Source organism: Nocardioides kribbensis (assembly GCF_015070375.1).
Taxonomy (GTDB): domain Bacteria; phylum Actinomycetota; class Actinomycetes; order Propionibacteriales; family Nocardioidaceae; genus Nocardioides; species Nocardioides kribbensis.
In genome coordinates this window covers 1011171-1023314 of record NZ_JADCLL010000001.1, presented here as the reverse complement: position 1 = coordinate 1023314, position 12144 = coordinate 1011171, and the positions used below count along the sequence as shown (strand labels likewise).

Below are 12144 nucleotides of genomic sequence, written 5' to 3'. Positions count from 1 at the left end.
ACCGAGGTGACCGGGCCCGTGGCGTCGAGCGGTGGGGTGCGGGCGTCAGCCCAGGTGCACCGGGGCGCCCTCGGGGCCGTCGGTGGCGAGCTCCTCGTGCTTGACGTCGAGGAAGAGCCACACGATGAGCGAGCCGACCAGGATCATCGCCGAGCCGACGAGGAAGGCCGCGGTCGCGCCGTCGGTGAAGGAGCCGAGCTGCGTGGCGGCGCCGACGACCTGCGGGATCTGGTCGCCGCTGAGGCCCTGCTGCTGCGCGGCCGCGAGCAGGTCGGGGGAGAGCTCCTCGCCCCGGCCGCTGGCGAAGTGCAGCGACACGGTGGCCAGCACGGCGAGGCCGAGGGCGCCGCCGACCTGCTGCATGGTGTTGAGCACACCCGAGCCGATGCCGCTGTCCTCGGCACGCACGTGGTGCACGGCGGTGAGGGTCAGCGGCACGAAGACCATGCCCATGCCGAAGCTCATCAGCACGATGAAGGGGAAGATCGAGGCCCAGTAGTTGAGGTCCTCGCCCACGGGCTGGCCGCCCGGCATCACGGCCTGGAGCAGGTTGGCGCTCGACTCGTCGACCGAGAGCCGCGAGAAGCCGAAGAGCGCGATCGCGGCCAGCAGCGTGCCGGTGCCGGCGATGAAGCGCGGGTCGATGCGGTTGACGAGGTTCGACGACAGGCCCGCGCCGATCACGATGCCCACCGAGAACGGCAGGAACGCGAAGCCGGTGTGCAGCGGGCTGTAGCCCACGACCTGCTGGATGAAGAGGCTGAGGAAGAAGAACATCGCGAACATCGCGGCCGGCACGAGCATCATCACCAGGAAGCTGGCCGCACGGGTGCGGTTCTGGAAGATGCGGATCGGCAGCAGCGGGTGGGCCGCACGCGACTCCACGAACGCGAAGGCCACCAGCAGCGCGACGCCGGCCACCAGCGAGGCGATGGTCCAGGTGTCGCCCCAGCCGTGGGCCTCCTCGCCGGCGCGGGTCAGGCCGTAGACCAGGCCGAGCAGACCCAGGGTGCCGGTGACGGCGCCGGGCACGTCGAGCTGGCCCTCGGTGCCCTCGGACTCGTTGAGGAAGCGCGGGGCGAGGGCGGCGGCGACCAGGCCGATCGGGACGTTGATGAGGAAGGTGAGGCGCCAGCCGTCGACGTCGACGCCGAGCAGCTGCGGCGAGATGCCGGTGAGCCAGCCGCCGAGGATGAGGCCCACGGCCGCGCCGGCGCCCGACATGGCGGCGTAGACGGCGAAGGCGCGGTTGCGCGCGGGGCCGGCCGGGAAGGTCGTGGTGATGAGCGCCAGGGCGGCGGGCGAGGCGAGCGCCGCGCCGAGGCCCTGGAGGCCACGGGCCGCGAGCAGCAGCGGCTCGTTGGTGGCGATGCCGCCGAGCAGCGAGGCGACCGCGAAGACGACCAGGCCGATCATGAAGACGCGGCGGCGGCCGTAGAGGTCGCCGAGGCGGCCACCGAGGAGCAGCAAGCCGCCGAAGGCCAGGGCGTAGCCGGTGACGATCCAGGTGAGGTTGGCCTGGTCGATGTCGAGGTCGGCCCCGATGAAGGGCAGGGCGATGTTGGCGATGGTGGCGTCGAGCACGACCATCAGCTGCGCGATCGAGATCACGACGAGGGCCCAGCCGAGGCGGAGCTGGCGCGGCTCGTGCGCCCCTGCCTGCTGGTCGGGCGGTGCGGTGTCGGTCATGGGATGTCCTTGGTCTGGTCGAGACGTGGTGGAGACGTGGTGGAGCGGGCGGGCCCGGTCAGGGTCGGCGGGTCGCCGCGGGGAGGATGATCTGGTCGATCACCCGCGTGATGGTGTCGGCGTCGGGCGCTCGCCCGAGCAGGAAGACGCGGTGCATGACGATGCCGGCCAGGGCAGGCTCCATGAGCTCGAGGTCGACGTCGTCGCGCAGCTCGCCCCGGGCGCGGGCCCGCTCCCAGATCGTGCGGGAGCCGGCGATCTTGGCCTCGAGGACGTCGCGGCGGAAGGCGGTGGCGAACTCCGGGTCGACGCTGATCGCGGTGAGGATGCTGGTGAAGTGCGAGACCGTCTCGTCGTCGGTCAGACCGCCCATCCCGCAGAAGGCGGCGCGCAGGTCCTCGCGCAGGCTCCCGGTGTCGGGCAGGTCGGGCTGCTGCTTGGCCGCCTTGAGGGCGTCGATGACCAGGGCCACCTTGCCCCCGCCCCAGCGGCGGTAGAGCGTCGCCTTCGACGCCTTGGCCCGGGTGGCGACGGCGTCCATGGTGAGGCGGTCGTAGCCGACCTCGCCCAGCAGCTCGAGGGTGGCGTCGAGGATCTCCTGCTCGCGGTCTCCCTCGACGCGCGGTCGGGTCTCGGCGGGGGTCATGGCTGCTCCACGTCTGGTCGTGCGGTCCGTTCACCTGGATGAAACGAAACGGTTCCGTTCCATCCCGAACAGCATGGCACGCCCAGGTGTTCCCGCGCCAACGCGCGGATGTCGGTCCGGCGTCCCGCGGGGGGAGGGGGGAGGGGCGGGGTGCGCGCTCAGTCGGGGCGGCGGTGCTCGGTGCGGTGCTCGGGCCGGTGCTCGGGCCGGTGCTGGAGGAGGTCGAGCACGCCCTCGGTGGCCACGCGGTTCCAGTCCTCGACCCGGCGGAACATGTAGTGCCCCACGCGGCCCATGTCGACGAGGCGGGCCGACGCCGCGACGCGGGCCGCGCGCTCGACGTACGCCGCGGTCTGACGGGCCGAGGTGATCTTGTCGCTGCGGCCGTGGGCGGCGAGCAGGTGGCGGCCCGTGAGGGCGCGCACGGGCTCGTCGGGCGGGAGCCACGGTGCGAGCGCGACCACGCCGGCGACCCGGTCGTCGTCGGCGACGTGCACGGCGGTGCGCGCGCCCATGGAGTGACCGAGCAGCACGACGGGGGTGTCGGCGAGCTCGGCACGGGCCCGGGCGAGGGCCCACCGGGCGTCGGCGATGGCGCCCGCGCCGTCGAGGTTCCACCCGCGGGCGCGGTAGCGCAGCAGCCAGGTCGACGCGCCGGCCTCGTGCAGGGCGGGGGTGATGGCCCGCTGCAGGGCCGCCACGCGGCGCCACGACGCGCTGCGACCGTCGACGACCTGCTGCGAGGTGGGCTTGCCGCCGTGGAGCATCAGCACGAGCGCCCGGGGAGCGCCCTCGACGTCGAGCCGGGTCAGCGAGGGTGCGGGGCGCTCGGCGTGCGGGGTGGTCACGGTGCTTCTTCGGTGCCGCGGCGGGGGGTGGATGGGCCCGGGGCACCCCGGACCGGAAGGGGGTGCGCCGCTGTCGGCGCGACCCGGCAGGATGGCTCCCATGACCGAGCCTGTCCCCGTGAGCGACGACGCCCGCGACGAGCACCGCCGGCTCAGCGAGGAGGTCGAGGACGCCCGCTGGCGCTACTACGTGCTCGACTCGCCGACCCTCGACGACGCCGCCTTCGACTCCCGGATGCGCCGGCTGGAGGAGCTGGAGGAGCAGTTCCCCGAGCTGCGCACCCCCGACTCGCCCACGCAGCGGGTGGGCGGCGCGGTCAGCACCGAGTTCACCGCCGTCGACCACCTCCAGCGCATGGAGAGCCTCGACAACGCCTTCTCCTACGACGAGCTCGCGGCCTGGCACGCCCGCCTGGCCCGCGACGGCGTCGACGACCCGGCGCTGCTGTGCGAGCTGAAGGTCGACGGGCTGGCCATCAACCTGCTCTACGAGCAGGGCCGCCTGGTCAGGGCGCTGACCCGCGGCGACGGCAGCACGGGCGAGGACGTCACCCCCAACGTCAAGACCATCGACTCCATCCCGCACCGCCTGGTCTTCGCCGAGGGCTTCGCGGTGCCCGAGCTCGTGGAGGTCCGCGGCGAGGTGTTCCTGCCCACCGCGGCCTTCGAGCGGCTCAACGCCGCCATGACCGACGCGGGCAAGCCGGTCTTCGCCAACCCGCGCAACGCCGCCGCGGGGTCGCTGCGCCAGAAGGACCCGCGGGTCACCGCCACCCGGGCGCTCGGCATGGTCTGCCACGGCATCGGCGCTCGGCGCGGCTTCGAGCCGGCCTCGCAGTCGCAGGCCTACGACGCGCTCGCCGCCTGGGGCCTGCCGACCAGCCCGCGGGTGCGGGTGCTCCCCGGGCTCGCCGAGGTCCGCGCCTTCATCGAGCACCACGGCGAGCACCGCCACGACGTCGAGCACGAGATCGACGGGGTCGTGGTCAAGGTCGACGACGTCTCGCTGCAGCGACGGCTCGGCTCGACCAGCCGGGCGCCGCGGTGGGCCATCGCGTTCAAGTACCCCCCGGAGGAGGTCAACGCCGAGCTGCTCGACATCCGGGTCAACGTCGGCCGCACCGGGCGCGCCACGCCGTACGGCGTGATGGTGCCGACCCGGGTGGCCGGATCCACGGTCGAGAACGCCACCCTCCACAACGCCCACGAGGTGCGCCGCAAGGACGTGCGCCCCGGCGACACCGTCATCCTGCGCAAGGCGGGCGACGTCATCCCCGAGATCCTGGGGCCCGTGCTCGCGCTGCGGCCCGAGGGGCTGGCGGAGTGGGTGATGCCCACACGCTGCCCCGCCTGCGACACCCCGCTGGCGGAGCAGAAGGAGGGCGACAAGGACCTGCGCTGCCCCAACCACGAGCACTGCCCGGCCCAGGTGCGCGAGCGGGTCTTCCACGTCGCGGGCCGCGGCGCCTTCGACATCGAGGGGCTCGGCTACGAGGCGGCCTCCGCGCTGCTCGACGCCGGGGTGATCGCCAACGAGGGCGACGTGTTCTCCCTCGGGCCCGACGACCTGCTGCGCACCGACCTGTTCACGCGCGCGGCGAAGAAGGGCGAGGAGGGCGAGCGGGTGCTGTCGGCCAACGGGCAGCGGCTGCTGAGCCACCTCGGCGAGCGCAAGCAGGTCCCGCTGTGGCGGGTGCTGGTGGCCCTCTCGATCCGCCACGTCGGCCCGACCGCCGCACGGGCGCTGGCCCAGGAGTTCGGCTCCATGGCCGCGCTGCGCGCCGCCACCGAGGAGCAGCTCGCCGCGGCCGAGGGCGTGGGGCCCACCATCGCGGAGGCCGTCATCGAGTGGTTCGAGGTGCCGTGGCACGCCGCGATCGTCGACCGCTGGGAGCAGGCCGGCGTGAGCATGGCCGACGAGCGCGACGAGTCGGTGCCCCGCACCCTCGAGGGACTCACCGTGGTCGTCACCGGGTCGCTGGAGGGCTACAGCCGCGACTCGGCCAAGGAGGCGATCCTCTCGCGCGGCGGCAAGGCCGCCGGGTCGGTGTCGAAGAAGACCGACTTCGTCGTCGTCGGCGCCAACGCCGGCTCCAAGGCCGACAAGGCCGAGCAACTCGGCCTCCCCGTCCTCGACGAGGAGGGCTTCACCCGCCTGCTCGCCGAGGGACCGCCACCCCCGGTCGACGACCAGGACGCCACGTCCCAGGCTCCGGAGGGTGCCGACGACGACGGCTGAGCCCCGGAGGGCTCTGCTCCGGCGCCGAGCCCCGGTGGTGGAGGGGGGACCGCCAGCCCTGATGGTTGAGGAGGGAGCGCCAGCCCTCTGGTGGTTGAGGAGGGAGCGCCAGCCCCCGGTGGTTGAGGAGGGAGCGCCAGCGACCGTCTCGAAACCACGGCGCCACGTGGTGCTCGAGCCGGAGTGCGAGCGACCGTCTGACAACCACCGACACCCGCGCCAGGTCCCTCTCACGCCCGCCACGCAGGCGAAGCACCTCGCGTGCCCGGCCAGCCCGCCCGAGAAGTGGCGGCATACGACCGGCCGACGGCCGCCGACGGTGTCGTTTCCCGCCACTTACCGCACGGTCGGTCCTTGCGTGCGACGCCAGCATCGGCCGCTCCCGCGGGGGCGCCGCGCGTCGCCGGCCGGCCGAGAAGTGGCGGCATACGACCGGCCGACGGCCGCCGACGGTGTCGTTTCCCGCCACTTACCGCACGGTCGGTCCTCGCGTGCGACGCCAGCATCGGCCGCCCACGCGGGGCGCCGCGCGTCGCCGGTCGGCCCGCCCGAGACGTGGCGGCGTACGACGGTTCGACGGCCGCCGCATGTGTCGTCTCCCGCCACTCACCGACGCCGACGACCGACCGCGCCGGCCAGGCGAGTCCCCGTCACGCGGCGAGCGCCGCCCCACGGCTGTGGGACGGCGCTCGCGAGCGGGTGGAGCGCAGGCTCAGGCGTTCAACTTGTCGCTGACCGAGAGCACGCGGGTGACCAAGTGGTCGAGCGCGCTGCGGTCGGTGTCGTCGAGCTCGCTGGTCTGGCCGGTGACCTTGCCGACGCCGTAGGGGTTGCCGTCGGCGAACTTCACCGGGTCGGTGTAGCCCGGGGGCACGATGATGCCGCCGAAGTGGGCGAAGGTCGTGTGCATGGCCTCCAGCGTCGTCTCCTGGCCACCGTGGAGGGTCTGGCTGGAGGTGAAGGCGGCGTAGACCTTGTCGGCCAGCTTGCCCTCGCCCCACAGCGGGCCGAGGGTGTCGATGAAGGACTGGAGCTGGCTGGTGACGTGGCCGTAGCGGGTGGGCGAGCCGAAGAGGACGGCGTCGGCCCAGTCGAGGTCGTCGGGGCTGGCGGTGGGCTTGCTCGCCTGCTCCTCCACGTGCTGCTTCCAGGCGTCGACCGACTCGACGGCCTCGCGGGGCGCGGTCTCGGCGACGTGGCGCAGCCGGACCTCGGCGCCGAGTCCCTCGGCGGTCTGGGCCAGGCGCTCGGCCATGGCGTGGGTGCTGCCGAAGCCGGAGTAGTAGATGATCGAGAGCTTGCTGGGCACGGGTGGTACCTCCGTGGGATCGCGAGTCGGTTGACCGTTCAACTTCCACGGTAGCCATCGCTCGGCGCCCCACAAGGTCCCTGCGGGTGACCCGGGGCGACGGCCCTAGGATGAGCGCCATGCCTGAGATAACCCGAGACGAGGTCGAGCACTTGGCGAACCTCGCCCGGATCGACCTGTCCGACGCCGAGCTCGACCACCTCGCCCCGCAGCTGTCGGTGATCCTGGAGTCGGTCGCCTCGATCAGCGGCGTGGCCGGTGACGACGTGCCCCCGACCTCCCACGCGCTCCCGCTCACCAACGTCTTCCGCGAGGACGTCGTGGTGCCCGGGCTGGGCGCCGAGGCCGCGCTGGCCGGTGCCCCCGAGTCGGAGCAGCAGCGCTTCATGGTGCCGCGCATCCTCGGGGACGAGCAGTGAGCGCCGACCTGACCCGCCGCACGGCCGCCGACCTGGCCGCCGACCTCGCCGCGGGCACGACCACCTCCGTCGCGCTGACCCAGGCCCACCTCGACCGCATCGCCGCGGTCGACGGCGGACCCGACGCCGGCGTGCACGCCTTCCTCCACGTCGACGCCGAGGGTGCGCTGGCGGCGGCCGCCGCCTCCGACGAGCGTCGCGCGGCGGGGTCGCCGGCCTCGGCGCTCGACGGCGTGCCGATCGCGGTCAAGGACGTCCTGGCCACCCGGGGGCTGCCCACGACGTGCGGCTCGAAGATCCTCGAGGGCTGGGTCCCGCCCTACGACGCCACGGTGGTCGCCCGGCTCCGGGCCGCCGGCCTGCCGATCCTGGGCAAGACCAACATGGACGAGTTCGCGATGGGCTCCTCCACCGAGCACTCCGCCTACGGCCCCACCCGCAACCCGTGGGACCTCGAGCGCATCCCCGGCGGCTCCGGCGGCGGCTCGGCCGCGGCCCTGGCCGCCTTCGAGACTCCGCTGGCCCTCGGCACGGACACCGGTGGCTCGATCCGCCAGCCCGGCGCGGTCACCGGCACCGTGGGCGTCAAGCCGACCTACGGCGGGGTCTCGCGCTACGGCCTCGTGGCCATGGCCAACTCCCTCGACCAGGTCGGCCCGGTCACGCGCACGGTCCTCGACTCCGCGCTGCTGCACGAGCTGGTGGGCGGGCACGACCCGCTCGACTCCACCTCGGTCGACCAGCCGCTGCCGTCGCTGGTCGACGCCGCCCGTCGCGGCGCGGAGGGCGACCTGTCCGGCGTGCGCGTCGGCGTCATCACCGAGCTCTCCGGCGAGGGCTACCAGGCCGGGGTGCAGGCGCGCTTCGAGGAGTCGCTCGAGCTGCTGGTCAAGGCCGGCGCCGAGGTCGTCGAGGTGTCGTGCCCGACCTTCGTGCACGCCCTGGCGACCTACTACCTGATCATGCCGTGCGAGGCCTCCTCCAACCTCGCCAAGTTCGACGCCATGCGCTACGGCCTGCGGGTGCTGCCCGAGGGCGTCGACTCGCCGAGCGCCGAGCAGGTCATGCGGGCCACCCGCGACGCCGGCTTCGGCGACGAGGTCAAGCGCCGCATCATCCTCGGCACCTACGCCCTGTCGAGCGGCTACTACGACGCCTACTACGGCACGGCGCAGCGGGTGCGCACGCTCATCGCCCGCGACTTCGCCGCCGCGTTCGAGAAGGTCGACGTCCTGGTCTCACCGACCGCGCCGACGACGGCCTTCAAGCTGGGGGAGAAGCTCGACGACCCGCTGGCGATGTACCTCAACGACCTCGCCACCATCCCGGCCAACCTGGCCGGCGTGCCCGGCATGTCGCTGCCCAGCGGCCTGGCCGACGAGGACGGCCTGCCGGCCGGCTTCCAGATCCTGGCGCCGGCCCTGGCCGACGACCGGATGTACCGCGTGGGCGCGGCCCTCGAGGCCGCCCTCCACGAGCGGTGGGGCGGCCCGCTGCTCGACCGCGCGCCCGCCCTGGCCGCCCAGGCCGGCCCGACCGACGCGAACGGAGCCTCCGCATGAGCACCTCCACCACCGGCGACGTCCTCGTCGACTACGACGAGGTCCTCGCCGCCTACGACCCGGCGATGGGCCTGGAGGTCCACGTCGAGCTCAACACCGCGACCAAGATGTTCTGCGGCTGCCCCACCGAGTTCGGCGCCGAGCCCAACACCCAGGTCTGCCCGACCTGCCTGGGCCTGCCGGGTGCGATGCCGGTGGTCAACGCCAAGGCGGTGGAGTCGGCGATCCGCATCGGCCTCGCGCTCAACTGCGACATCGCCGAGTGGTGCCGCTTCGCGCGGAAGAACTACTTCTACCCCGACATGCCGAAGAACTTCCAGACCAGCCAGTACGACGAGCCGATCGCGTTCGAGGGCTGGATGGACGTCCTGGTGCCGACCGCCGACGGCGGCACGGAGACGGTGCGCGTGGAGATCGAGCGCGCCCACATGGAGGAGGACACCGGCAAGTCGCTGCACGTCGGCGGCTCCACCGGCCGCATCCACGGCGCCGACTACTCGCTGGTCGACTACAACCGCGCCGGGATCCCGCTCATCGAGATCGTCACCAAGCCCATCACCGGGCTCGGTGCGCAGGCCCCCGAGGTCGCCAAGGCCTACGTCGCGCAGCTGCGCGAGCTGATTGTCGCCCTCGGTGTCTCCGACGCCCGCATGGACCAGGGCTCCATCCGCGCCGACGTGAACCTCTCGCTGGCCCCGAAGGGCTCCGGTGCGCTCGGCACCCGCACCGAGACCAAGAACGTCAACTCGCTGCGCTCGGTCGAGCGTGCGGTGCGCTACGAGATGCAGCGCCACGCCGCCGTGCTGGGCGAGGGCCGCTCGATCCTGCAGGAGACGCGCCACTGGCACGAGGACACCGGCGTGACGACGTCGGGGCGCGAGAAGTCCGACGCCGAGGACTACCGCTACTTCCCCGAGCCCGACCTGGTGCCGGTGGCACCGTCGCGCGAGTGGGTGGAGCAGCTGCGCGGCACCATGCCGGAGAACCCCCGCGCCCGCCTGGCCCGGCTGCAGGAGTCATGGGGCTTCACCGACCTGGAGATGCGCGACACCGTGGGCGCGGGCGCCCTCGGCCTGGTCGAGGAGACCATCGCCGCCGGCGCCGCACCACAGTCCGCGCGCAAGTGGTGGCTGGGTGAGATGGCGCGGCGCGCCAACGACTCCGGGGTCGAGATCGGCGCCCTCGGCGTCACGCCGCAGCACGTCGCGCGCGTGCAGGCCATGGTCGACGCCGGCGAGCTGACCGACAAGCTGGCCCGCCAGGTCTTCGACGGCCTGCTGGCCGGCGAGGGCACCCCGGAGGAGGTCGTCGCGGCCCGCGGCCTGGCCGTGGTCTCCGACGAGGGCGCCCTGTCGGCCGCGGTCGACAAGGCCATCGCCGAGAACCCCGCCATCGCCGACAAGATCCGCGACGGCAAGGTCGCCGCGGCCGGTGCGCTCATCGGCGCCGTGATGAAGGAGATGCGCGGCCAGGCCGACGCGGCGCGGGTCAAGGAGCTCGTGCTCGAGAAGCTGTCCTGAGGCGGCGGCGGGGGCGGTCCCGGGTTACGCTGCCCCCGCACCACTCATCACGCCCGCACGTGGGGGAAGCCGGTCGGAGTCCGGCGCTGACCCGCAACCGTAGGCCGTGCCGGGACCTCCCCGGGGCGGCGAGCCGGAGCACCTGCTGCGACGCGTCCTGATCATTCGCTGTCGAGGAACACGGCGGGTGGCCCGCCCCGGATCAGCTGGGGCGCCTCCCGCCGTGCGCAGCGGGAAGGAAACCCCATGCGTCACCCCCTGCGCCGCGCGAGCGCCCTCGCCGCCGCTCCCGTCCTGTCCCTGGCCCTGCTGGCGGTGCCCGGCCTCACCACCCCGGCCCAGGCCGCCGCCGGCGACCTCGACCCCGTGGCCGCGCAGCGCGCCGGCGGCTGGCTCGCGGGCCAGGTCGACGACGGCCTGCTGACCTACGACAGCTTCGGCGCGCCGTTCACCGACTACGGGCTGTCCATCGACGCCGAGCTCGCGCTCGCCGCCGTCGGCGGGCAGGACGCCACCGTCGACGCGATCGCCGCGGCCGTCGCCGAGGACCCCACGGTCTACACCGACTACGCCTACTCCTTCGACGGCGCCCAGTACGCCGGGCGCGCGGCCGGCGCCGTGGCCAAGGCCCTCGTGGGCCTCCAGGCCGCGGGGGTCGACCCGGCCACCGTCGAGGAGATCGACCTCGTCGGCGCGCTGGAGGCCCAGACCGCCGACACCGGTGCCACCGCCGGGCGCATCGCCGACGTCGCCACGAAGGACGGCGAGCCCGACCCGACCGGCGACTTCGCCAACACGCTGGGCCAGGCCTTCGCCGTGCGCGGCCTCCAGGCCGCGGGCAGCGACGAGGCCGACGCCGCCACCGACTTCCTGCTGCTCCAGCAGTGCGGGGTCGGTTTCTTCCGCCAGGACTTCGCGCCGGCCACCGCGACCGACCAGGCCTGCGGGAGCGGGGCCGACGCCAGCGTCGACGCCACCGCGCAGGCCGTGCTGTCGCTGCTGCCCCAGGCGGGTGACGCCGAGGTCGACGCCGCGCTGGCCGACGCCGCCGCCTGGCTGGCCGGCTTCCAGAACGCCAACGGCTCCTTCGACTCCGGCACCGACGCCACCGCCTTCCCCGGCAACGCCAACAGCACCGGCCTGGCCGGCTGGGCCCTCGGCGACCTCGCCGACCTCGGCGTGGGCGCGGCCAGCGCCGGCGCCGCCGCCGACGCCGCGGCCTGGCTGCGGGCCCGCCAGGTCGCCGGTGTCGGCGACTGCAACCGTTTCGACGACGCCGACCTCGGCGCCGTGGCCTACGACGACGCGGCGCTGAAGGGTGCCCGCACCGACGGGATCGTCGCGGCCGACCGTGGGCAGTTCCTGCGCGCCACCGCCCAGGCCGCGCCCGCGCTGGCCTCCTCCACCGACGCCGGCGAGGACGCCGTCGCCGCGAAGGACCTCGCCCGCAAGGGCCGCGCCCTCACCGTGAGCGTCACCGGGCTGGTCCCGGGCGCCAAGCTCTGCCTCACCGGCCGCGGCGAGACCGTGGGCGCCACCGCCGGTCGCGACGGCTCGGCCGACCTCACCGTCAACCCCGGGCGCGCCGGCACCGCCACCTACGAGGTGCGGGGCGAGAGCGGCCTCGTCGGCTCGGTCGACGTGCGCGTGCTCGGCCCCAAGACCCTCGGCGTCGACACCGCCCGGCGCGCGGAGCGGGGTGGGTCCCAGGTCGTGACCGTCTCCGGTCTCGTGCCCGGGGAGCGCACCGTGGTGACGTTCCGCGGCGCGAAGAGCGTGGCCCGCGCCGACGCGGAGGGCCGTGTCGTCACCGAGGTGCGCATCAGTGGGGCGCTGGGACTCGCGACGCTCCGGGCGAAGGGTCAGTTCGTCGACCGCTCCGGCGAGGCGACCGTCCGGGTCGTGCGCTGAC

The 12144-nt window shown here is 74.0% G+C and carries 9 protein-coding genes; 5 read left to right on the top strand and 4 right to left on the bottom strand.

Features of this window, described 5'->3' with window-relative positions; translation table 11 throughout:
* Positions 1-45: 45 nt before the first annotated feature.
* The 3 genes from IR170_RS04660 to IR170_RS04650 all read right to left on the bottom strand — a co-directional run bounded on the left by IR170_RS04660 (position 46) and on the right by IR170_RS04650 (position 3183).
* Entirely contained in the window at positions 46-1689 is a 1644-nt protein-coding gene (locus tag IR170_RS04660) for an MFS transporter (RefSeq protein WP_193661356.1), read from the bottom strand.
* Positions 1690-1747: 58 nt separating this feature from the next.
* The gene (locus IR170_RS04655; protein WP_193661355.1) at positions 1748-2335 is read right to left on the bottom strand and encodes a TetR/AcrR family transcriptional regulator; all 588 of its coding nucleotides are present in this window, start codon (positions 2333-2335) and stop codon (positions 1748-1750) included.
* Positions 2336-2493: 158 nt separating this feature from the next.
* Complete coding sequence (locus tag IR170_RS04650) at positions 2494-3183, bottom strand: alpha/beta hydrolase (RefSeq protein ID WP_319804903.1); 690 nt, start codon at positions 3181-3183, stop codon at positions 2494-2496.
* Positions 3184-3283: 100 nt separating this feature from the next.
* On the opposite strand from IR170_RS04650, the gene ligA reads away from it, so the two are divergent.
* On the top strand, positions 3284-5422 hold the full coding sequence (ligA, locus tag IR170_RS04645) for an NAD-dependent DNA ligase LigA (protein WP_227488410.1): 2139 nt from the start codon (positions 3284-3286) through the stop codon (positions 5420-5422).
* A gap of 712 nt (positions 5423-6134) precedes the next feature.
* Here ligA and wrbA read toward each other — a convergent pair.
* Positions 6135-6731, bottom strand: a complete 597-nt coding sequence (gene wrbA, locus IR170_RS04640; RefSeq protein ID WP_319804902.1) for an NAD(P)H:quinone oxidoreductase — start codon at positions 6729-6731, stop codon at positions 6135-6137.
* A gap of 119 nt (positions 6732-6850) precedes the next feature.
* Between wrbA and gatC the strand changes: the two genes are divergently transcribed.
* The 4 genes from gatC (at position 6851) to IR170_RS04620 (ending at position 12143) form a co-directional block, all read left to right on the top strand.
* Positions 6851-7150: an Asp-tRNA(Asn)/Glu-tRNA(Gln) amidotransferase subunit GatC gene (gatC, locus tag IR170_RS04635; protein WP_056863767.1), complete on the top strand. Its 300-nt coding sequence runs from the start codon at positions 6851-6853 to the stop codon at positions 7148-7150.
* A complete protein-coding gene (gatA, locus tag IR170_RS04630) occupies positions 7147-8712 on the top strand; it encodes an Asp-tRNA(Asn)/Glu-tRNA(Gln) amidotransferase subunit GatA (protein ID WP_193661352.1) in 1566 nt (521 codons plus the stop codon). Before gatC ends, gatA begins: the two co-directional genes overlap by 4 nt.
* The gene (gatB, locus tag IR170_RS04625; RefSeq protein ID WP_193661351.1) at positions 8709-10232 is read left to right on the top strand and encodes an Asp-tRNA(Asn)/Glu-tRNA(Gln) amidotransferase subunit GatB; all 1524 of its coding nucleotides are present in this window, start codon (positions 8709-8711) and stop codon (positions 10230-10232) included. The genes gatA and gatB overlap by 4 nt, the downstream gene beginning before the upstream one ends.
* Positions 10233-10478: 246 nt before the next feature.
* Positions 10479-12143: a YbbR-like domain-containing protein gene (locus IR170_RS04620; RefSeq protein ID WP_193661350.1), complete on the top strand. Its 1665-nt coding sequence runs from the start codon at positions 10479-10481 to the stop codon at positions 12141-12143.
* The last annotated feature ends 1 nt before the right edge of the window (position 12144 follow it).

Excerpts from the sequence above, each read along its gene's own strand:
- IR170_RS04660 (WP_193661356.1), bottom strand. The coding sequence starts at position 1,689 with ATGACCGACACCGCACCGCCCGACCAGCAGGCAGGGGCGCACGAGCCG.
- IR170_RS04655 (WP_193661355.1), bottom strand. The coding sequence starts at position 2,335 with ATGACCCCCGCCGAGACCCGACCGCGCGTCGAGGGAGACCGCGAGCAG.
- ligA (WP_227488410.1), top strand. The coding sequence starts at position 3,284 with ATGACCGAGCCTGTCCCCGTGAGCGACGACGCCCGCGACGAGCACCGC.
- gatC (WP_056863767.1), top strand. The coding sequence starts at position 6,851 with ATGCCTGAGATAACCCGAGACGAGGTCGAGCACTTGGCGAACCTCGCC.
- gatB (WP_193661351.1), top strand. The coding sequence starts at position 8,709 with ATGAGCACCTCCACCACCGGCGACGTCCTCGTCGACTACGACGAGGTC.
- IR170_RS04620 (WP_193661350.1), top strand. The coding sequence starts at position 10,479 with ATGCGTCACCCCCTGCGCCGCGCGAGCGCCCTCGCCGCCGCTCCCGTC.